We start from the raw sequence: 20,808 nt of genomic DNA, 5'->3' as shown, positions 1-20,808 counted from the left end.
ACCAATCTATATTGAATATATATTGACCCCATGGTGACGGTGCTGCAAGAGCGTGCAGAGCAGAGGGTCTTAGACTGCGGCCCGGCGAGGAAGATCCGTGTGGCAGGCCGCACGCTGACGGTGACGCCGGTGTTCGACACCTACTGGCGTTTCGCGGCGGCGCGTCAGAAGGTCTACGAGGCGCGACTGGCCGGGGGAGCGGGGCCGTTCACAGACGATCCGATTCTGCAGCGACACCGCTTCACCAACTGCTTCAGGGCCGCCGACCGGGTCAGCCAGGACCTGATCGGCGGCGTGATCTACCGGGGCGAGCAGGCGTGGGAGGAAGTCTTCTTCCGGACCCTGCTGTTCAAGATCTTCAACAAGACCTCGACATGGCGGCTGCTGAACGGCGCGCTGGGAGAGGTGCGGTGGAACGCCTACGACTACCGGACCTATGACCGGGTGCTCTCCCAAGCGTTCTCTGCCGGGCAGCGGTTGTACTCGGCCGCCTACATCGTGCCCCCGCCGCAGCTCGGCGAGGAGCGCAAGCACCAGAACCACCTGCGGCTGCTGGAGATGATGATGACCGCGGACGCGCCGCAGCGGGTGCTGTCCGCGCCGACGCTGGAGGGCGCCTACCGGGTTCTGCTGGGCTTCCCGGCGATCGGGCCGTTCCTGGCCTACCAGTTCGTGATCGACCTCAACTACGCGGCCGAGATGCCGTTTTCGGAGATGGACTTCGTCGTCCCCGGGCCCGGGGCGCGCGACGGCATCCGCAAGTGCTTCGGGTCGGCGGCTGACGGCATCGAGGCGGAGGTCATCCGCTACATGGCCGACACCCAGGACGAGCACTTCGCCCGCCTGGGCCTCTCTTTTGCGGGACTGCGCGGGCGTCCGCTGCAGCTGATCGACTGCCAGAACCTGTTCTGCGAGGTCGACAAGTACGCCCGGGTCGCCCACCCGGACATCGCCGGGATCAGCGGCCGCAGCCGCATCAAGCAGACCTACCGGCAGCAGGCAGACGCGATGCCGGCCTGGTTCCCGCCCAAGTGGCAGCTCAACGGCCCGCCCGGACACTGAGCGTGCCGCATGCGACGGCGGTGGCCTTGCGCCGGCTGCCGTTATGCCGCGAGGCGGCTGGTGCCGGTCAGCAGCGGGCGCAGCTGTGTGACGGGGCCGTCCAGCCGGGCGTGGCCGGCCATTACGGTCAGGGTTCCGCAGGCCAGTTCGGCCTGCTGGGCGATGTAGGCCAGCAGGCGGCCCAGGCCGAGGTAGTTACCGTAGGCGCGCTCGAACATGAAGTGGCTGCGGTACAGGGCCGCGGCGTGCACCCGCCGGTCGCGGTCCAGCTGGAGGGAGATGTGGCTCAGGCAGGGGAAGCCGATGTAGCTGTTGTCCTTCCCGGCAGTGTGGACCAGCAGATCCGCGCCAGCCTCCTCCTGGTCCGTGGCTGCGGCTATGTCGATCTCGTACGCGGCGGCTATCTTGGTGCCCGCGGCCTGTGTCCGCAGTCGGCTGATGACGGTGCTGAGCTGGTCGATGCCGGTCTTCGACGCCGCAGGGTAGAACACCAGGCGGCCGAAGTACGTGCCGCGGTGGTTGCCCGGGTACCGCTTGATGACTGGATACATCCGTCGGTAGCGCTCGGCGAGGTCATCCGGGTCGGCGCTCCGTGCCGCCAGGGCCGCGGGAAACAGGGTGCTGGCCACGGTCTCCAACGGCCAGAGCCCGCGAGCGGTGCGCAGCCGGTCGAGTTCGGCGCGGAACACCGGGTCGTCGCTCGTCGGGTCGGCGATGCGCACCACCGTGTGCAGGCCGGTCCGGTCCGGGTTGTCCTTGCGGTCCAGCTTGTTGCAGGCGGCGACCCAGGCCTGGGTGACGTCGCGTTCGGTCACGGTGAAGGTGTGCATCAGTCCTCCTGACACATACGGGTGTGGTCCGGGGAGTCGGGCTCAGGCGGGCCAGGTCTCGTCGACCCCGGCACGCGGGGCTTCGCGCACCACAGTCAGCCGCAGCGCGGCGCCGTGCGTCGGCACCGCGACCTCGATCAAGCCCTGTTCGCCCGGCGGAAGTTCGTCGGTCACCACGGCGCTCGCCAACGGCGTCGTACCGTCACTGGTCCACGGCTCCACTCCCTTGGGCAGGACGTCGAAGAGCGCGTTGTCCAGGTGCAGCACCAGCACATCGCCCGCGTCGGCGTGCACCGTCTGCCCCGCGGAGGCTGCTGTGATCACGTGCACCTGGGCCTGCCCGGGTAGCGAGGCCCCGGCCGCCAGTGAGCTGCGCAGGTCGGCAGGAGCGATCTTGGACCACTGGCCAGCCCGGCCGGCATCGAGGAGCCGGAGGTTGACCAGATGGCGTACGGTTCCGGCGTACGACGTACCCAGTTCGCGCGCCACCCGGTAGACGTGCTCGGGATGCGACGGCCGGCTGCCGCAGATCCGCTCCAGGGCTGCCCGCACCGCCGGCAGGGGCATCAGGAACCATGCTGCGAACGCTTCCGCCGTCTTCTCCTCCTCGGGCCAGCTGCCGTTGCCCCAGCGCAGCGCGGGATCGAGCTCCTCATCGGCCGCGGTGCGATGGCCCAGCCGGTGATGCCCCAGCTCATGCGCGGCCGTGTGCCGCTGGGTGATCGCGTTCAGCGAAGCGTTCAGCATCACGGCTGGTCCCTTGTCGGCGGGGGAGAAGTACACGCCGAACAGCCGGGGCATCGGCTGCGCCATCCCGATCACGTCCGCTGCCCCGAGCGCCCGGTGCACGTGGACGTACTGCGTGCGGTCGATGCCGAGGTCGCGGTGCGTCTGGACGGCGGCGATCGAAGCGATCCGGTGTGCCAGGGCCCAGTTCACGCCGTCGGACTCCCGCCCTCGGCGTTCTGATCCTCGCGTTCTGCCGCGCGCCGGAGCGTGAGGTACTCGGCGAACTCCAGCACGGTCCTGGCATCCCCGTCGGTGAGCTGGGCCAGCGCTCGCGGCAGACCGGCCAGCGAGTACTCGCTGGCGTCCGCGTCCTTCTCCTCGGCCAGGAAATAGGCGACCGGCTGCCGGTACAGGCGCGCCAGCTTCTTCAGCTCCAGACTGTCCACACGCCGCTCGCCGCGCTCGATGTCGCTGATGGCCGAGCGGGGGATGCCGGTGGAGTCCGAGACGAACTGCTGAGACATGTTCAAGTAGTCGCGGGTCTTCTTCAGCCGTTCACCGAGCCGCACCAGCTCGGGATCGCGGTCACGGTTGTCGGAGAGGGGAGGGGTCATGACTGCTGCCTTTCTTCGATCGCGTCCAGGACCGCCGCGGCGAATGCCCGCACCGACCCGGTCGCCTGGGCCGCTTCCCGGTCTGCGGGAATGGCGACGTGGTAACGCTCCTCGATGCGCGTGAGGATCTCGACCACCAAGAGGGAGTCCACGGGCAACTCCCGCCCGTCCTGCTCCAGTTCGGAGCGAAGCTCGCCGGGGGAGACGCCCTCGTACTCGGCGAGGAAGTCGATGACGACCGAGGTGATGTCGTCCATGCTCGGTGTGCCTGTGTTCGACAACTCTCCCCAATCGTCTGCATATCCAACGGCGCTGTCGTAGCATACGACACACTGTCGGGAAAGCCAACGGGGCTGTCCCAAGATCAGACAGGCGTGCGTGTGGACTTCAAGCGCTACCAGCAAGCGGCCATCAAAACCCTCCAACCCCCCGCAGAGGGCACCGACCCCGTCCTCGTCCCTCTCCTCGGTCTCGCCGGCGAAGTCGGATCCCTGACCACCGCGTACAAGAAATTCCTGCGCGACGGACCCGCCTTCGAACAGGGAAAACACCAGTTACGCGAAGAACTCGGCGACGTCCTGTGGTACATCGCCGCTCTCACCCACCGCTTCGGACTCGACCTCGACGACGTAGCCGCCGCCAACCTGGAGAAGGTCAAAGACCGCTGGCGCACCACCCCCCAAGAGGAGCACGCCCCCTTCGACGCCGGCTTCCCCGCCCACGAACAGTTGCCCCGGCAGACCTCACTCACCTTCACGCCCACCAAGACCGACGACGGCCGCACCGTCATCGTCCTCACGCGGGAAGACGGGACCCCCGCCGGTGACCCTCTCACCAGCGCCTCCCACGTCGAAGACGGCTACCGCTTCCACGACATCTTTCACCTCGCCCACGCCACGGTGCTGGGCTGGTCCCCGGTCACCCGCTTCCTGCTGGGCCGCAAACGCAAAAGTGACCCCCGCGCCGACGAAGCCGAAGACGGCGGCCGCGCCATCGCCATCGAGGAAGGCATCTCAGCCCTCGTCTTCTCGTACGCCGCCCGCCATCGCTACCTCGCCGACATCAAGCACATCGACCAGGAACTCCTCGCCACCATCGGTCACATGACCGCCCACCTCGAGGTCAGCATCTGCCGTGCCGCGGACTGGGAACACGCCATCCTCACCGGCTATGCCGCCTGGCGCCAGCTCCGCGATCACAACGGTGGCATCGTCCAGCTCGACCTCGACCAGCGCACCCTCACCGTCACCCAGGACTGACACCCCGGCGGTTCGGAACGCCCCGGCCGACGCGTTCCGAACCGCTTCGAACGTGAGCGCGCCGGCCGGTGACAGCAAGGCCGAGGAGACACATCCCACCGGCACGCCGAGCGCGGACGATGCGGGCTGGCTCCATGCAGCGGGCTCACGATGCCGCGTCCTGCGCGTCGTTGTCCGAGTGGTGTGGCTGGACCTGCGTCTGCCGGTGAGTGGCCGTGGCAGGACCGGCAGAAGGCGGGGACGGCGGCATGGAAAGCCGTGTGCCGCCGACATCGCGTCCGGCTCGGAGGAGCTGCGCAAGAACGGCGGCGGCTGCCTTCCGGCGTGCGGGCTGTGTGGACCACACCGCGGGCAGCACGACGCCTGCAAACACAAAGAACACGAGGGCCAGCACGAGAGCCGGGACGGGGGCGGTGAGCCAGGACATGCGCACTCCTCGAAGAAGGCTGGGGTTGTGTCGCATCGACCGTGACGGACGGCAGGCCCGGGCCGGGGTTTCGCTGAAAAGTCCCAAAGCGGACGGTGGTTGGCGCAGGTCACTGCCTACGCTGCCAGAGATCACACTGAATCAGCGTGAATGGCGGGGGTGGGTGCGTGGAGGAGACTTCGGGACCGGTAGCGGTCTTCTGCAAGCTGCTGGGGCGCCTGGTGCGTGAGTGCGGCATCCAGCAAAGCGACCTAGCACGCGCCGTGAACCGCAGCACCGCCGCCATCTCCATGCTGCTCAACGGGCATCGCTCCACCCTGCCTCCCTGGGACGATGTTGCCCGCATCGTGGAGTACTGCCACCAACGGGCAACTACCACCCCGTCGGCCGGACTCGCCTCCGACCTGGCCTACTGGCGCCACCGCCACCGCGAGGCGGAAACCGATGCCGACCACGCGCCACCGCGGCCACGCGCCGCTAAACCGCCCGCTCTGCCACCCGCCCAGACCATCCCCGACGTCCCCGACGACTTCGTCAGCGCCGTGGGCGTCCTCATCGGAGAAAGGACGGGCTTCGACCGGCTGGCCGCAGAACTACTGGAGCCACTGAAGCTGCACGGTGCCGTCGTCACCGACCTGAACGCCGTGCTGGAAGGATTCGCCGACCGGGTAGGGGCCAGCTGCGGCACCACCCGAACCGCCCTGCTGCGCGCAGCCGATCTGGTCACCCTGGTAACGGCGTTCTGCGAGACCGTGGCCGCCTCCGGCATCCGCTACACGACAGAACTCGGGCACGAGCAGGCCGATCTCACCAGCGACGTGGTGGCCGAACTGGAGCGTGTCACCCTGGGATCGCAGCGGGTGAGGCATCCCGCCGACCTGCGTGCGGAAATCGCCGCCGCCTACGCCTACGCGGCCGACACCGTATGCGACGAAAGCGGCGTAGGCGGCCAGCAGCCGGACAAGCTCGCGCACCGCGCCTGGCGCCGCTACGAAGCCCTGCTGGCCCAGGTGACGTGGGAATGCCCCGAACTGCGCCTGACCTCCGAGACGCAAGACCCGCCCGAAGCCCTGGACCCGTCCGAGCCTGTGACACCGGACGTTTCATCTAGCCGGGGCCTCGCCGGGTTGTCCCGGCTGTTGGAGACCTTCGCCCAGGACAACGGCGCCCCTACCCCGGCGCACCAGCAGCAACTCCGTGCCCCTCTGGCCCAGGTCGAGGAGTCGGGCCCGCGCATCCCCGACTTGGAGGCCGGCTACATCAACCCCGCCTTTCGCGTGGCCGGCCGCTCAGGTGACCGTGCCCTGGCCCGTGACGACTGGTGGGAAGTCCAGCCGCTGTGGGACGACCTGGAGGACTTCCTCGCAGCCCATCTGCTCACCGAGGACGCCACCCGTGCGCCGCTGCTGATCCTGGGCCATCCGGGATCTGGCAAGTCGCTGCTGACCAAGCTGATCGCCGCCCGGCTGCCCGCGGCGGAGTTCTTCTGCCAGCGCGTCGAACTGCGTCACCTGCCCGCAGACCTGGGCGTCCAGGAACAGCTTGAGGAGGCCGTGCTGCGCTCCACCGGCCGCCGCACACCCTGGCCCGACGTCACCGACCCGGACACAGGCGTCGTCAGAGTCGTCCTCCTGGACGGCTTCGACGAACTGCTCCAGGCTGCGGCCGATCACATGGATCCCGCACGCCACTTCGCCTACCTGCAAAGCGTGCAGCAGTTCCAGCAGCGCGAGGCCGACCAGGCACGCCCCACGATCGTGATCGTCACCAGCCGCACCGTGGTCGCCGACCAGGCCCTGACCCCGCATCCCAGCACCGTCATCCGCCTGGAACCCTTCGACGCTGACCGCATCCGCGGCTGGCTCCACGTCTGGAACACCACCAACCGCCGCTACTTCTCCACCCACGCCCTGCAGCCCCTCACATGGGATGTGGTGGGCCGTCACGAAGAACTCGCCGGCCAGCCGCTGCTGCTGCTCATGCTCGCTCTCTACGACGCCTCCGGCAACGCTCTGCATTTGCTGCACGGTGAGGACATCCAACGCCTGGGCCTGTACGAGCGGCTCCTGACCGAGTTCGTGCGCCGCCAGGTGACCAAACACAACGCCCTGCCGGCCGACACCGAAGCCGCCCGCGTCGCCCACGAACTGCAGCGCCTGTCCGTCATCGCGATCGGCATGTTCAACCGCCACCGGCAAGGCATCACCGCCACCGACGCCGAAAACGACCTGGCTGCCCTGCTCGACCCCGCTCCTGCCGACGCCACGCCACTGCTGTTCGGCCGCTTCTTCTTCATCCACGAAGCTCAGGCCATCGTCACCGGCCACGAACGTAGAGCCTACGAATTCCTGCACGCCACCTTCGGCGAATACCTGCTGACCCGCCTTGTCACCGGCGAACTGCGCCATCTCCTGCCCACCACCAGCCCGGACAGCGACCACCCCGTCGACGACGGCCGGCTGTACGCGCTGCTCTCCCACGTCCCGCTCACCGACCGGGCCGAAGTCGTACGCAACACCAGCGAACAACTCACCCGCCTCACCCAGGCACAGCGCGAGCATCTGACCTCGCTGCTGACCAGTCTCTTCAACCAGACGCCCGGCGACACCCACCACCGCACCCACGTGCCGTACCGCCCTGCCCTCACGCACCGCACCCAGCAAGACGCCGTCTACAGCGCCAACCTGCTCCTGCTGGCCGTCTTGGCCCACCCCACTCTCCGTGCCTCCGCCCTTGTGGGCAGCCGCAACACGGTCGACTGTTGGCGCCGCCACACCCTGCTGTGGCGCTCGCAGTTCAGCGACGGATCCTGGGACGCCTTCACCCGCGCCCTGGCCGCCGAGCCCTTCACCGATCCCGCCACCGGCCGCAGAGACCTACTGGTGGGGCTGTCCACGCACCAGCCCGAACAAGAACTCGCCTGGACCGTGAACCTCGCCACCCGAGACGACACCACGGCACAGACCTTCCAGCATCTCGATGGCACCGCTCCAGCCGGCCTGTACCGGCCGGCGGCCTTCACCTACGACCTCGGCGCACAGCACGTGCTGCATGCTGTGGCACCGGTCCTGCACCAGATGCCCGCAGCCCTGGAGACCTACCACGGGGTCGACCGCACCCGCAGCCTGTCCCTCGCACATGCGCTGATCTCCCTGCTGTACCGGCCCGCCAACGATCCCGGGCCGCCCGGCACCCCCTACGCCGAACTCCTTCTGATGCTGCGGAGCCTGTCCGGCGACGGGCGCCTGCTGGCCGCGGACATCCTGGGACGCCATCTTCTCCACGCCGCCGCCGACCTGCCCGCGGCCACCGTCATCGACATCCTCGACCAGCTGACCACCATCCAGTTCACCAGCGCCGGCGGTCTGTCCGCCCGGACCTGGTTGGTCCTCGCCCAGTGCGTCAGCGACCTCGCCGGACGCCCGGACATCCCGCACGTTCAACTGGGCCGGATCACACGCCGCTTCGGCGCCGATGCACCCGCCCTCGATGCCAGCGGCGACCCATTGACCCGACTGCTCTGCCTGTTCACTGAGGCCCAGACCAGCACCATGTGGCACGCTGCAGACCACCCACCGGGCCAGGCCGTGCTTACCGAAGGCATCACTCTGCTGGAGCGCATCCCCCACCCCAGACCGCCCCAAGCCGTGGTCGGCCTGCTCCGCTTGGCTCGCGATCTCGGCGCCGACGACTGGCTCGCCCAACACGCCGAGCCGTTGCTGAAGACACTCACCCATGACGGACTGCACCGCCTGCGCCCCACCGACGTCGACTGGCTGCAGCCCCTCGTACACGACGCGAGCCTCCTGGACGAGCTGAACCTCGTCACCCGCCGCTGGCGCCAGCAGTGACAGGTCGGCACAGGTGCACGTGTCCGTTGCTCAGGTTCACCAGACGACTCCCGGCGCAGGACCGCAGGACCGTGCGCGGGCGCTGTCGTTGGCCCGACCGGCGGCGCCACGGCCTCCACTCACCCGGCGGGGCCCCTCAGCCTAGTCAGCCGCGGTCCGGTGGGGTGGAACGGCCGAACAGGTCGTCGAAGAAGATGGTGCCAGCGGCATTACCGGAAGGCCCGGCCGGCGGCCGGGTTGTCGGAGAAGGCGGTGTTCACCGCCTCACAGACCGTGTCTTCGTCGTTGGCGAGCAGGGCCTGCCACCACTGTTCGGCCTCGGAGGCCATCCGTTCACGGACCGCATGCAGACGTGCTGTCTCCGCGGTCAGGTATGCGGGCGCATCCTGCTGCGCGCGTTGTTTGGCGGCAGCCCGTTCGGCACGGGCCAGCCGCCCTACCCCCTGGAGGTGGAAGGTCTGGGCCTCGGCGAGCGCGCCCAGGGCAGGCCCAATTGCGGAGCGTCTGGGATCAAGGGGGGGGTGCGCGACGGGGAAGCGCCTTCACCTGCTAGAAGCTGACAGGCCGGGCCGCCGGTCGGCGCCTTAATGCCCCGCGTCACTCCCAGGGGTGACGGCGGACCGGCTCTGCGCACACACGGCCATCTGTGATGGCTTGCGTTTCACGAGATGTCCGCGCAGGGCCGAGCATGGTGTGACCTATGCCACGAGCCCGGCGATTCTTGAAAAGGGTACTTTCACGCGTGCCTCTGTCGCCGCAGCTCACGGTCCACCTTCGAACGTGTGAACCTGAATCGCAATCACATTCCGTTTATGGAGAAGATCGCAGAGTCACAATTTCCGAGGGTCGCATGAGTTTCAGGCCCCGAAAAACGACAGGGTGATCCATGAGGGCCCGATGCAACTGGGCACTCGCGCGGGCAAGTTGGCCCGCGTAAGGACACCGCCGGCCTCACGACGAGGACCGGCGCTCGCATCTCCTGGAGGACCGTATGGGCAACGGCGACGTCAGCACTGACGTATCGCCCCAGGACGGCGGCCATGGCCAGCCCGTCCAGGCCCCTCCCGCCCTGCCCCTCGACTTCGAGGGCTTCTACCTGGGGCACCAGGAGTTCTTCCACGACTTCTCGGAGATCCACCTCGGCAGCCGACGGGTGGCCGAACAGGTGGTCCACCAGGTGTTCCTGGAGATCCTCGGAGGCTGGGACGAACTGCTGCAGCAGGGTGACCTCGAACAGCAGACGCTCTCCGTACTGCACCGGTGCGTCACCCGCCGCCTCGAAGAGGACGGACGCTCGCCGGCGTTCCTCATCAACGGCCCGATAGCGAAGAACCTCGAAGCGGTCCGCAGTCAGCTCGAGCTCAGCAACAGCGCAGGCGGCCTGTACGAGGCGATCCTGGAGCTGCCCACCCGCCAGTTCACCGTGATCGTCCTGCGCCACCTGCTCGGCTACCCCACCAAACGCATCGCCCGCTACATGGGACTGGACTCGCGCACCGTCGACTATCACGGCCGGAAGGGCAAGGAACGCCTGCGTATCCGGCTGGGCCTGCCGACCGCTCCCGGCAAGGACAAGAAAGGGGCAGGACAGTGACCGCCATCGACGACCTCCTGGCCGACGCCCGCATCCCCACCACGCGACGCGAGGGCTTCGATGTGGGTGCCGCCCTGCGCCGCCTCGCCGCCGACGCGGCCGCCGCCGCAGCCAAGCCGAACCCGGACATGGTCCGCGCCGCCCAGGCCGGACAGCGGCTGTCCGTGGTGTGCCGTTGGATCCTCAACAAGCCCGACGCCGCTGACCACGTCGACCGCCTCGCCCAGGAACCCGAAACCCCCGCCGACGACGGCCATCTGGACGTCGACGGCGCCCTCGTCTTCGCGTGCCTGCTCTACCTGACCGAACACCGCGAGAGCGCCCAGTTCTGGTGGCAGCTCGCCGCCGGGGCCGGCCACCGCGCCGCCGCATATTGCCTGCACCTGCACCACCTTGCCCTGGGTGAGGTGCGGGAGGCGCGGCACTGGCTGCACGAGGTCACCGACGACGTCCTCGACTCGGAAGCACCCGACAGCGCCTTCCTCGCCACTTTGGAGGCCGTCGCGATGTACGTCCGCAGGACCGGCTCCAGCCTCGCCGGCGCTCCCACCGGGGGACTGGAGATGGAGGTCGACCGCCTGGCTACCGCGAAGGCCGACTCCTGCATCATCGTCCAGCGTCCCGGCAGGCGCCTCGCCGACCTGATGCACGACTTCACCCGGCGCTGACCGTGAGGGCTCGCCGTCACATCTCCGGAGAGCGCACGTGTCCGCTCCCGATCGATTGCGCCTGGAGGAGATCAATGCTGCTCGGAGCAGATCAGAGCTGGTGTAGACCGGTATGCCCCACGTCGGTGACATCGGTCACAACTGCCCTTCTGCGAGGGGAATTGACCGCTGGTTGTTCACGGATGACCATCGGAGGCTGCGAAGCGGGCAAAGGCCCCATACGGGCGGTGGCATTTTTTTGGCCCCCCGCTACTGCGGGGGGCCTGCAGGAGCACTCAGGCCTTGAGATGTCTCCCTGCTCCGGCCAGTTGGCGCTGACCGCAGCCCCATGGTGTCTTGCCATGGGAGTCGTGTGGAGCGGTCGCGGGACACCGCTGAAGAACTCCAACAACCAAATTATACCTCTGACCTGCAGAAATGAGATTTCCCAGAGTTGTTCGCAGACTGTTGACTGCTACCCGTACGCGTTAATGAAGTACGCCAAAGCGGACGTAGCCGCATGAACGTGCGAGTGAAGCGGCGCCTGTCGCTATATCAGATTCCCGTTTTTCACGCCCTCTTGACGGCACCCGTGTCGCCGGAGGGTGGTTATTCACGAGTTCACAAGAGGGGAGGGCGGGGTGTACGCGGTGCTACGGCCATACCCCCATGGGGCAGACTGTTTGCCACGCGCGGAAGCCTCGGTGACCCTCGGGTCACTGCTGGGAGTACGGGAGTTGGCGCTCCCTCTCTCGGGTTCGGGCCAAGCGCGCCCTAACTGAATACGTATTGAGCACTCAGGCCGCTCACCCGCCCGCTCCGGTTCCCGGGGCGGGTCATGAGGGAGGGCTGCTCCGCAAGGGGCGCCCTCACTCATCTCCACCTTCACAGGGACTCAGACGAGCCCTACGAACCGGGAGTTGAGATGTCTCCATCCAGCAGTAGCCGAAAAAAGCGACGGCGGCTGATCGTTTCCGCCGTCACGGCGAACGGCGCGGGTGCCGTCGCCGGCGTTGCCGCGCAGGCCGCCATCTCCGACCCCTTCTTCAGTGCGCTGGTCGCCGCCTTCGTCGCAGGCGTCGTCGGCGATCTCCTGCTGCAGGTCACACGCACCCGCAACGGCGCCCTCGGCGACGCGGCCCGTCCGGGCGAGCACGGTCGTGCCGGTCGTCGTGAACTCGACAACGGACACGGTGGGGACGACCGTGCCGCTCGCCATAAAACCGGCGACGGAAACGGCCGGGCGAGTGGAGCCCGCCCCGGATGCACGCGCTGCACCCGGCCCAGCCGGCAGGACGCCCACCCCGCCGCACCCCGGGTATCCCCGTCCGAGGCGGTAATGACGCCGCGTCACCTGTACCACCGTCACCTGCACCGCGGGGCAAAGCGGTTTACCCGCCGCGTCCACGAGCGCAACGCTCGGCACGGCCTGCGCCAGCCTAGGGGCACGCATGGCGCGTCCTGAGAAGGACATCCCGGCAGCCGCGCCGATGGAGGTGGCGGAGCTCGCCCGCGAACTGCGGGCGCTCCGCCGCTCCAGTGGCCTGACCTACAAGGACCTGTCCGACAAGTCTCACTACTCCTCCGCTGCGCTGTCGACCGCGGCATCCGGGAAGACAGTGCCCAAGTGGGAGGTCGTGGAGTCATTCGTCCGCGGCTGCGGCTTCACCGGCGACCTCACTACCTGGCAGCGCCTGCACAAGAACGCCCTGGCGCGCGCCAAGACTGAGGAGGCCGCGGGCAAGGTCAAGGTGCGCGCTGCCGAAGCCGAAACCGGTGAGCCTGACGGCGCCGACGAGCGGACCGAAGTGCATCACCCCCGCCTGCTCGGTGGCCTGCGCAAACCTGTCCCGGCCCCGGAAGCTGTCGTCCCCGCGCAGCCGGACGGTCTGCTGACCCTCGTGCAGCAGTTCATGGACGCCCACATGCAACTGGACGCCCGTCTTCCCGAGGATCCCCAGCGGGTCAGCAGTCTCACGGTCGACCACGTGCACACTGCGCTGGCGCTGTGCACCACTCCGCAGGACGTGCTGTCCGTCATGCGCGAGCTGGTGGCGGACAAGGGACTGACCATAGGGGCGCTGGAACGCCGCAGTCGCAAGTACTACCCGATATCCGGCGCGACCTTCGCCCACGTGCTCAACGGGGATGAACTGCCCACCACCGAGTGGCTGAACATATTCCTGCGGGCGTGCGGAGTCGACCAGGAGCGGACGCTGATCTGGCACTACACGGTGACTCGCATCAAGATCGCGAATCTGCGGCACCGGAAGACGCCGCCTCCGCTGACTGTCACTCCCGTGGAGCCCTCGATCAGCGCCGATTACATGAGGCGGCTTCTGGTCCTCACGGTGGGTGTGATGAGCGTGCTGGGGGCCACGGTTACGGCGGTCATCGCGACCATTCGGTGATCTCTCAGTGATATCCCGAAGGCCCCGGGCCTTGTCCGGTACGGGGCCTTCGGGTATCCGCGCGTGACTGAGCTTGTCCTACCTTCCAAGCGTGGGTCTTAGCTGGTCATTCGTAAGATCGGCGGACCCCTGGGGTTCTGGGTATGGCTGTGAGCTTGTCGCCGTTGGATGGCTCAAAGAACTTGGCCGCCCGGAGCCCCGCGACGACTCGACCGCTAATTGGGATACGCGACTTGATCGCTGTGTAGGACAACGTCGGCGAGGTCGTCTGCGGGATCGATTGTGACGACGAGCTGGCGGAGGTGACCCGTGCCCCAGATCTGGGCCGGAGTGGACATAGGCAAGGAACACCACCACTGCGTGGTGGTTGACGAACGCGGCGAACGCCTCCTTTCACGCCGGGTCTTCAACGACGAACCGGCCCTGCTGGAGCTGATCGCAGACGTACTCGCGCTCTGCGAGGACACCCTGTGGGCGGTGGACATCAACCACGGTGGCGCCGCCCTGCTCATCAGCCTCCTGCTCAGCCACGACCAGCCGATGGTCTACATCACCGGCCTGGCCGTGCATCAGGCGTCAGCCGCCTACCGCGGCCAGGGCAAGACGGACGAGAAGGACGCGTTCGTCATCGCCGACCAGGCACGCATGCGCCAGGACCTCGGTCTCCTGCGGCCCGGCGATGAGATAGCCATCGACCTGCGCACCTTGACCGCCCGCCGCCTCGACCTGGTCAACGACCGCACCCGTCAGACCAACCGGCTGCGGGCCCAACTCCTAGAGTTCTTCCCCGCGTTGGAGCGGGCGTTGAACCTGAGCAAAAAGGGTCCGGTCATGCTGCTGACCGGCTACCAGACGCCGACCGCGATCCGCCGCAGCGGGGCCAGGCGCATCGGAACCTGGCTAAAGAACCGCAAGGTGAAGAACGCCGCCGCGCTCGCCGAAACAGCTGTCGAGGCGGCCAGGTCCCAGCACACCGCACTGCCGGGAGAGACCCTCGCGGCCGCCGTGGTCGCCCGCATCGCCAAGGGCGTGCAGGCACTCGATCAGGAGATCGCCGAACTCGACGCGCTCATCGAAGCCCGGTTCAACGATCACCGACACGCGACGGTGATCCGCAGCCTGCCCGGCATGGGCACCCTCCTGGGCGCCGAATTCATCGCCGCCACCGGTGGCGACCTTGAGGCCTTCGGCACGGCAGATCGCCTGGCCTCCTTCGCCGGCCTGTCACCCGTGCCACGGGATTCCGGTCGTGTCAGCGGCAACATGCGCCGCCCGCGCCGTTACCACCGCGGCCTGCTCCGGGCCTTCTACCTCTCCGCAATGGCCAGTCTCAGAACGTGCGCCGCCTCCCAGGCCTACTACGGGCGCAAGCGGAACGAGGGCAAGGGACACAAGCAGGCCCTGCTCGCTCTGGCCCGTCGACGAGCCAACGTCTTGTGGGCCATGCTCCGCGACGGAGAGTGCTACGAGGTCCGACCAACCGTCACGGCAGCGACTTGACATCGTCATTGGGAAGTCCTACCTCGGCTTCCTCTCCGAACTCCTCCTGGCCGAGTGCGACGACCGGGCCCGACGCCGCTCCGAGCGGCGGATCAAGGCCGCCGGGTTTCCCCGCGACAAGTCGCTCCGCAAGTTCGACTTCGACGCGAACCCGAACATCGACGCTGCCTTGATCCACACCCTCGCCAAGTGCGAATGGATCAAGAAGAGCCTGCCGCTCTGCCTCATCGGTGACTCCGGCACCGGCAAGTCCCACCTGCTGATCGCACTCGGCACCGAAGCCGCGATGGCCGGCTACCGGGTCAAGTACGTTCTCGCGACCAAGCTCGTCAACGAGCTCGTCGAGGCCGCCGACGAGAAGCAGCTGACCAAGACCATCGCCCGCTACGGCCGCGTTGATCTTTTGTGCATCGACGAGCTCGGCTACATGGAGCTCGACCGGCGGGGCGCCGAGCTCCTCTTCCAGGTTCTGACGGAGCGGGAGGAGAAGAACAGCGTGGCCATCGCCTCGAACGAGTCGTTCTCTGGCTGGACCAAGACCTTCACCGACCCCCGCCTCTGCGCGGCCATCGTCGACCGTCTCACCTTCGGCGGCAACATCATCGAGACCGGCACGGACTCCTATCGCCTCGCCACCACCCGCGCCCGCGCCGAGCAGCAGGCCGTCGTCTGAGCGCTGAGCGGCGAGGAACCACCCGACCCTCAGTTCTCCATGAATCGCTGGCGCCAATACCCGCAAGCACTGAACGGAGTTGCCAGCATGAGGTGAGAGCTGAGGGAGACGGCCCTGCGGTCGAACTCGGCGTCCAACCTGGCAACGAGCCTGCCGAGGTCAGTCCGAGCACCACGGGGAAGCCACAGCAGCACGTCCTCCAGACGGTCGCGGGCTACCAGAGGATCACAGCAGCCGCAGCCCATCACCGGATCTGGCAGCACGCGCCCTGGTTGCCCCAGATACCACCGGCACTCCGCCAGGGCAGCGGCCACAGCCCCCGGCCACAGACGCTCCTCTTCCAACTTCCGGATCGCTACGCGAGTTGCCGCGGACACACCGCGGATCCGGCGAACGGGGACACCTCTTATGGGCCGCCAACGCTCAGCGCGCAGCCCCCTCGGACGCCTACGCGGCATCGGCCTTTCGGGTCAACATGCCGTCATCTTGCCACGGTCCGTACTACCCGCGCATGCGATCACTGCGAGCCCGCTCCGCTTCGAGTGCTCTTACTTCTCACCGATATCCCTGCACTCTCTGGACGACGAGTGATTCCGGAACTCACCAACATGTGCTCTCGCTCAAGACCTACGCAGCCACGCCGGTCATCGACGCCGAGGACGAGGCGCTCACGCGGGCCCGGCTGGTCCACGTCGATCAGTACTACCTGCGGGTGGACACCATCGCCGCGGCGAACGCGAAGCTGATCGAGGCGCAGGCGAAGGTGCCGATCGTGAAGTTCTGGGGTGAGGGCCTGCTGGCCTCAGTCGACGGGCTGCGGTTCGTCGTCCCGAAGCGGACCATCCACGCCGGGCCGTCGCCGAAGTACTACCACTTCACACTTCAAGCGCGGCATCACCTGACTGAACGCAGTAAATGACCAGGTCGCGGGTATTGGGCAGATGGCCGTGCCGGGCACGCCGCGCGACTCCCTGCACATCCTGGACGCGCTGCTGAACCTGGATGCCGGGGTGAAGCCGGAGATGGCCGCCACCGACAACGCCTCGTACTCCGACATGGTGTTCGGCCTGTTCACGATGCTGGGCTTCAACTTCTCGCCGCGCTTCAAGGACCTGGGCGACCAGCGGTTTCTGGCGGGCGGAGATGCCCGGTGCGGAGACCGGTGACTACCGGCCGCTGGAGGACCTGGCCCGCAACAAGGTCAACCTGACCAAGGTCACCACACACTGCCCGGAGATGCTGCGGGTCACCGGCTCACTGGTGACCGGGCAGGTCCGCGCGTACGACCTGCTGCGGATGTTCGGCCGCGAGGGGCGGCCGACCTCGCTGGGCCAGGCGTTCGCCGAGTACGGGCGCATCGCCAAGACCCTGCACCTGCTCCGGGTCGTCGACCCGGTCGACGACACCTACCGGCGCCAGATGAACCGGCAGCTCACCGTCCAGGAGTCACGGCACAAGCTCGCCCGCGACATCTGCCACGGCAAGCGCGGACAGATCATGCAGGCATACAGGACGGGGCAGGAGGACCAACTCGGCGCGCTCGGCCTGGTGGTCCTCAATGCCGCCGTGCTCTGGACAACGCGCTACCTCGACGCCGCCGTCGACCACCTGCGGGCCCTGCCGCCCGAGGAGCGGGAGCATGACGTCCTGAACGAGGACGTGGCCCGGGTCTCCCCGCTGAAGCACGCCAACCTCAACTGCCTGGGCCGCTACAGCTCGCCGCCCGCCCGCCACTCGAGGGCCTGCGCCCACTGCGTGACCCGGCGACCGTCCACCTCGACGAGGACGATGAGGGCACCGGCGAATGACGCGGCGTTAGGGCGAGTATCGGGTCGTGATCAAGGAGCATCGCAGCTTCCGGGGCGGGTGCCCGTCTGGGGTACGGGGCCCGGCGATCTGCGCTGCGCCGTGTGGACGCGGGTGACCGGAAGCGTTGCCGCAGGCAGGCAGGCAGGCAGTGGCGGAGGCCGAGGGCCCCGGCTGCGTGCCCGCCGGGATGGTGTGTCAGAGCATGGCGAGCCGGTCCACCAGCAGCTCCACCCTCGGCTCGGTGTCCTCCGGCGGCAGCCGTCCCGCCCGGGTCAGGGTCGCCAGGCCGTGCAGGGCCGCCCAGAACGTCTCGGTGAACAGCCCCGGGTGGACGCCGTTCCCGGCGACCTCGCCGAGGCTCTCCAGCAGCGCGGCGAAGGCGTCCTTGAGAGGTTCCGGGGTGTCCTCCTGCGCGTACGCCAGGCCGCCGTCGAGCTGGAACAAGGCGTCGTAGACCGCCGGGTTGCGTGCGGCGAAGTCGAGGTAGGCACGGGCGAGGGCGGCGACCCGCTCGCGCGGGCCGTCCGCGCTGGAGGCCGCGGCCCGCACCGCCACGGCCATCTCGGCAGCGCCCTCCAGGGCGACGGCGCCGATGATCTCGCGCTTGCCGCGGAAGTGGCTGTAGAGGACGGGCTGGCTGTACTCGATGCGCTCGGCGAGCCGGCGGGTGGTGACCGCGTCCCAGCCCTGCTGCTCGGCGAGTTCGCGGGCCGTCGCCACGATGAGGCGCTCGCGCTCCGCCCGTTCGCGCTGCTTGCGTTCCTGTACCGACATGATTCGATCCTAGCACTGCTAGACAATCAAGCGGCAGCAGTACTAGCGTTGCCTCATCAGCTAGCAACACTAGATGCCAGGGGGGTAATCATGTTCAACGCACTCGAGGTCGTCACCACCGTGATCATCGGCGTGATGGTGGGGGTGGAGTTCTCCGTCGCCTTCGTCATGAACCCGATCCTCAACGCACTCCCCGAGGACAGTGGCCAACTCGGCCATGCCCACGGGGGCCGGATGCTCGGCGCCGTGATGCCGGTCTGGTACATCGGCTCGCTCGTCCTCGTCGCGGTCTGGGCCATCGCGGGATGGCGCCACCACGGCACCGGCCTCGTCGTCACCGCCGGCGCGCTGCTGATGCTCAGCGTGATCATGTCGATTCTGCTGCTCGTCCCGATCAACAACCGGAACAAGACGTGGACCCCTGACAACCGGCCCGCCGACTGGAAGCAGCAGATGAACCGCTGGGAACGCTTCCACTACGTCCGCGTCGCCGTCATCATCGCCGCCTTCGCCCTGCTGGTCGCCGCCCTCACCTGATACCAAAGCCGCCCCGACCTGCGCTGATTCGCCCCGTTATATCGACGGCTTTCGCCCCGTCGGGGTGAGGGCGGCAGGGCTTCGGATTCCTGACCCCGCGGGCCGACGCCGCGCCGGTGGCGCACAATCCCCACTCCCCAGGCGGCAGCTGGCCACCGAAATCCCGACATCCGGGAATGCAGCTGCCGCTCAGATCCCACAGCGGCGATCCCGACAAACTACGCCCCTCGATCAGCCGCGTTCGCGCGGCCTGATCAGGCTCCACACGACTCAGCAAGCTTCATGAAGCTCACCAAGCTGACGAAGACTCGCAAGGAGAAGAACAATGTCGCTGAAGAAGATCAACACCGTCCTGGCCGCCGCCTTCATCCTCTTCATCCTCTGGTTCGGGGCGGAGTTCATCCTGAGCCCGGAGACGACGGCACCGGGCTTCGGCCTGCCGAGCTGGCCGTCCGGCGACGGCGACGGCTTCCTGATCATCAAGGGAATCCGCGACGTCGTCTTGGCCCTGGTCCTGGGCATCCTGCTGGTGACGGGCCACCGCCGGGCGCTGGGCTGGGCGCTGCTGGTGGAGGCCCTCGCCGCGTACGGCGACATGACCGCCGTGCTGGCCCACCACGGCTCCGTGGCCACCGCGCTCGGCGTCCACTGCCTGACCGCGACACTGATGGTGGTCAACGGCCTGCTGATAATGCGTGAGACCCGCAAGGTCGCGGCCGCTCCGGCGACGCCCGCCCCTCAGCCCGCCTAACGCCACCTTGGCGCCTTCCTCTCCTGGCTCGCCGACCGAGGCCGCACCATCGAACACTGCCAGCAGGCCGACGTCGACGCCTGGCACACGGAGAAGCTGGCCCCCCGGCGCCCGGCCCAGACTTAGGGACAGGGGGAGTGCCGAAGAAGCGCCCGAGGGCGATTTCGGCCTGCCCCAGAGGTTCCCGGAAGTTTGACGGCCGGTGCGCGTGCCGTCCGAGCAGCGCGGCCAGATCCTCTTCGAGCTCAGCCGTGGACGCCCATTGGCGCCGCCGGTTGAGCATCGCGAAGGCGAGGAGTGAGAGCTGCTGGAGTTCCCGCTCCAAGAGGTCATCGACCTGAGCGTCCCGCCCGCGGTGACGCCGGGTGCGGGACGACGGGCCGATAGCCTGAGGTGAGGAGCGGCCGGGCGTCAGCGGGGAGGGAGATCGTGAGCATGGTGGGGGGCCAGTGGCGGGGAGTCGTCGAACGGCTTGCGCAGCAACTCGGCGAAGCCCAGGCGGCCGGCCGGCGTGTGAAAGAGGCGAAGGCGACCGCGGCTCGCCAGAGCCCGAGCAGCACCGGCCTTGAACGCGCCGAGTACCAGCGCCGGCTGCGCGCGTATGTACAGACCCCCGAGCACAAGGCGGCGGGCCACGCCATCAGGGTCGCCGTGGCTCTGATGAAGGCGCACGACGCTGCCCTGCTGCGTTCGGCACACACACTGCTTGCCCGGCGCGCCAACGGAAAGCGCCCACCCCGGCGGTTGCCGCGGCCGCTTGTACTGCCCGGCGGTTATGCGTCTCAGTGGTGGATCAGCAGCATCGACTCCACGTACGCGGGCATCTGGCGGGCGATCCCGTCCCCCGGACCGGAGCTCCGGCTCGGCAGCACGAATGACCCGCTGGTGCAGGAGGTCGCCAAGCAGGCACGTCTGCTGCAGGCCAGCCACGTGGGATACCGAGGGCGCGACGACCTGTACGAGGCTTTCCACCCCGACGGCACGCGCGAGGGCGGCGAGCCGGTAGCGCCGATCCGCGGCCTGAGCCAGGAGACGAGCCGCCGCGCCAACCTCGCACTCGGCCGCGGTAATGGCATACGCATCCAGCCCTCCCGGATGGAGGAGGCCGGTCAGATGCACACCGACTACTTCGCCGTCTGGGACCGATCCCGCGCGTACGCGGCCGCCGTGCTCGCCCTGCTGCGGGCCCGCGCGTAACTCGACCGCTCGGACGAAGACGCGCCATCCTGCGGCGACTTCACCCGCAGACCGCGCACGTTCGGGGACGGGTGTGGCACCGTGGACTTCAGGCCTGGTCCGTCACTCCCCCCGTGGTGGCGGACCAGGCCTCATTGCGTGCT

At 68.2% G+C, this 20,808-nt stretch carries 16 protein-coding genes and 2 pseudogenes; 12 read left to right on the top strand and 6 right to left on the bottom strand.

What is annotated here, in order from left to right; translation table 11 throughout:
- The first annotated feature begins 30 nt into the window (after window positions 1-30).
- Entirely contained in the window at window positions 31-1,062 is a 1,032-nt protein-coding gene (locus tag SAVERM_RS01540) for a nucleotide kinase domain-containing protein (protein ID WP_010981657.1), read from the top strand.
- 41 nt (window positions 1,063-1,103) lie between these two features.
- Here SAVERM_RS01540 and SAVERM_RS01535 read toward each other — a convergent pair whose 3' ends face one another.
- Genes SAVERM_RS01535 through SAVERM_RS01520 form a run of 4 tightly spaced genes read right to left on the bottom strand, consistent with a single transcriptional unit; the run spans window position 1,104 to window position 3,492 of the window.
- Complete coding sequence (locus tag SAVERM_RS01535) at window positions 1,104-1,892, bottom strand: thymidylate synthase family protein (protein ID WP_037650995.1); 789 nt, start codon at window positions 1,890-1,892, stop codon at window positions 1,104-1,106.
- A 42-nt stretch (window positions 1,893-1,934) separates the two neighbouring features.
- Window positions 1,935-2,831: an ImmA/IrrE family metallo-endopeptidase gene (locus tag SAVERM_RS01530; RefSeq protein ID WP_010981655.1), complete on the bottom strand. Its 897-nt coding sequence runs from the start codon at window positions 2,829-2,831 to the stop codon at window positions 1,935-1,937.
- Window positions 2,828-3,235: a helix-turn-helix domain-containing protein gene (locus SAVERM_RS01525; RefSeq protein WP_010981654.1), complete on the bottom strand. Its 408-nt coding sequence runs from the start codon at window positions 3,233-3,235 to the stop codon at window positions 2,828-2,830. Before SAVERM_RS01525 ends, SAVERM_RS01530 begins: the two co-directional genes overlap by 4 nt.
- Window positions 3,232-3,492 (bottom strand): acyl carrier protein, encoded by a 261-nt coding sequence (locus SAVERM_RS01520; RefSeq protein WP_010981653.1) that lies wholly within the window; start codon window positions 3,490-3,492, stop codon window positions 3,232-3,234. The genes SAVERM_RS01525 and SAVERM_RS01520 overlap by 4 nt, the downstream gene beginning before the upstream one ends.
- A gap of 117 nt (window positions 3,493-3,609) precedes the next feature.
- Between SAVERM_RS01520 and SAVERM_RS01515 the strand changes: the two genes are divergently transcribed.
- The 4 genes from SAVERM_RS01515 (at window position 3,610) to SAVERM_RS01495 (ending at window position 11,034) form a co-directional block, all read left to right on the top strand.
- Complete coding sequence (locus SAVERM_RS01515; RefSeq protein ID WP_010981652.1) at window positions 3,610-4,494, top strand: nucleoside triphosphate pyrophosphohydrolase family protein; 885 nt, start codon at window positions 3,610-3,612, stop codon at window positions 4,492-4,494.
- A 594-nt stretch (window positions 4,495-5,088) separates the two neighbouring features.
- Window positions 5,089-8,772 (top strand): NACHT domain-containing protein, encoded by a 3,684-nt coding sequence (locus tag SAVERM_RS01505; RefSeq protein WP_010981651.1) that lies wholly within the window; start codon window positions 5,089-5,091, stop codon window positions 8,770-8,772.
- A gap of 991 nt (window positions 8,773-9,763) precedes the next feature.
- Window positions 9,764-10,366 carry a sigma-70 family RNA polymerase sigma factor gene (locus SAVERM_RS01500; RefSeq protein ID WP_010981649.1) on the top strand — a complete coding sequence of 201 codons (603 nt, stop codon included), beginning with the start codon at window positions 9,764-9,766 and terminating at the stop codon, window positions 10,364-10,366.
- Window positions 10,363-11,034: a hypothetical protein gene (locus tag SAVERM_RS01495; protein WP_010981648.1), complete on the top strand. Its 672-nt coding sequence runs from the start codon at window positions 10,363-10,365 to the stop codon at window positions 11,032-11,034. Before SAVERM_RS01500 ends, SAVERM_RS01495 begins: the two co-directional genes overlap by 4 nt.
- An 874-nt stretch (window positions 11,035-11,908) precedes the next feature.
- On the opposite strand, the gene SAVERM_RS42110 is transcribed toward SAVERM_RS01495, so the two are convergent.
- Window positions 11,909-12,205, bottom strand: a complete 297-nt coding sequence (locus tag SAVERM_RS42110) for a hypothetical protein (RefSeq protein ID WP_137951561.1) — start codon at window positions 12,203-12,205, stop codon at window positions 11,909-11,911.
- Window positions 12,206-12,464: 259 nt separating this feature from the next.
- Here SAVERM_RS42110 and SAVERM_RS01485 point away from each other — a divergent pair, with 259 nt between their 5' ends.
- The 4 genes and pseudogenes from SAVERM_RS01485 to SAVERM_RS01465 form a co-directional block, all read left to right on the top strand.
- Complete coding sequence (locus SAVERM_RS01485; protein WP_010981646.1) at window positions 12,465-13,424, top strand: helix-turn-helix domain-containing protein; 960 nt, start codon at window positions 12,465-12,467, stop codon at window positions 13,422-13,424.
- A 309-nt stretch (window positions 13,425-13,733) separates the two neighbouring features.
- The gene (locus SAVERM_RS01480) at window positions 13,734-14,924 is read left to right on the top strand and encodes an IS110 family RNA-guided transposase (RefSeq protein ID WP_010981645.1); all 1,191 of its coding nucleotides are present in this window, start codon (window positions 13,734-13,736) and stop codon (window positions 14,922-14,924) included.
- A gap of 16 nt (window positions 14,925-14,940) precedes the next feature.
- A pseudogene (gene istB / locus SAVERM_RS01475) lies at window positions 14,941-15,597 on the top strand (IS21-like element helper ATPase IstB); the annotation flags it as partial.
- Between the two features lie 637 nt (window positions 15,598-16,234).
- Window positions 16,235-17,405, top strand: a pseudogene (locus SAVERM_RS01465) (transposase); the annotation flags it as partial.
- 196 nt (window positions 17,406-17,601) lie between these two features.
- Here the strand turns inward: SAVERM_RS01465 and SAVERM_RS01460 are convergent.
- Window positions 17,602-18,180, bottom strand: coding sequence for a TetR/AcrR family transcriptional regulator (locus SAVERM_RS01460; protein ID WP_010981641.1), 579 nt, complete (start codon window positions 18,178-18,180; stop codon window positions 17,602-17,604).
- Between the two features lie 90 nt (window positions 18,181-18,270).
- On the opposite strand from SAVERM_RS01460, the gene SAVERM_RS01455 reads away from it, so the two are divergent.
- The 3 genes from SAVERM_RS01455 to SAVERM_RS01445 all read left to right on the top strand — a co-directional run bounded on the left by SAVERM_RS01455 (window position 18,271) and on the right by SAVERM_RS01445 (window position 20,665).
- On the top strand, window positions 18,271-18,717 hold the full coding sequence (locus SAVERM_RS01455) for an anthrone oxygenase family protein (protein ID WP_010981640.1): 447 nt from the start codon (window positions 18,271-18,273) through the stop codon (window positions 18,715-18,717).
- Window positions 18,718-19,042: 325 nt separating this feature from the next.
- A complete protein-coding gene (locus SAVERM_RS01450; protein ID WP_010981639.1) occupies window positions 19,043-19,468 on the top strand; it encodes a DUF4267 domain-containing protein in 426 nt (141 codons plus the stop codon).
- Between the two features lie 435 nt (window positions 19,469-19,903).
- Entirely contained in the window at window positions 19,904-20,665 is a 762-nt protein-coding gene (locus SAVERM_RS01445) for a hypothetical protein (protein ID WP_010981638.1), read from the top strand.
- Window positions 20,666-20,808: the final 143 nt, after the last annotated feature.

The organism is Streptomyces avermitilis MA-4680 = NBRC 14893 (assembly GCF_000009765.2).
GTDB classification, from domain to species: Bacteria; Actinomycetota; Actinomycetes; order Streptomycetales; family Streptomycetaceae; genus Streptomyces; species Streptomyces avermitilis.
The sequence above is the reverse complement of the archived record's forward strand: the minus strand, read 5'-3'. Positions and strand labels throughout refer to the sequence as shown.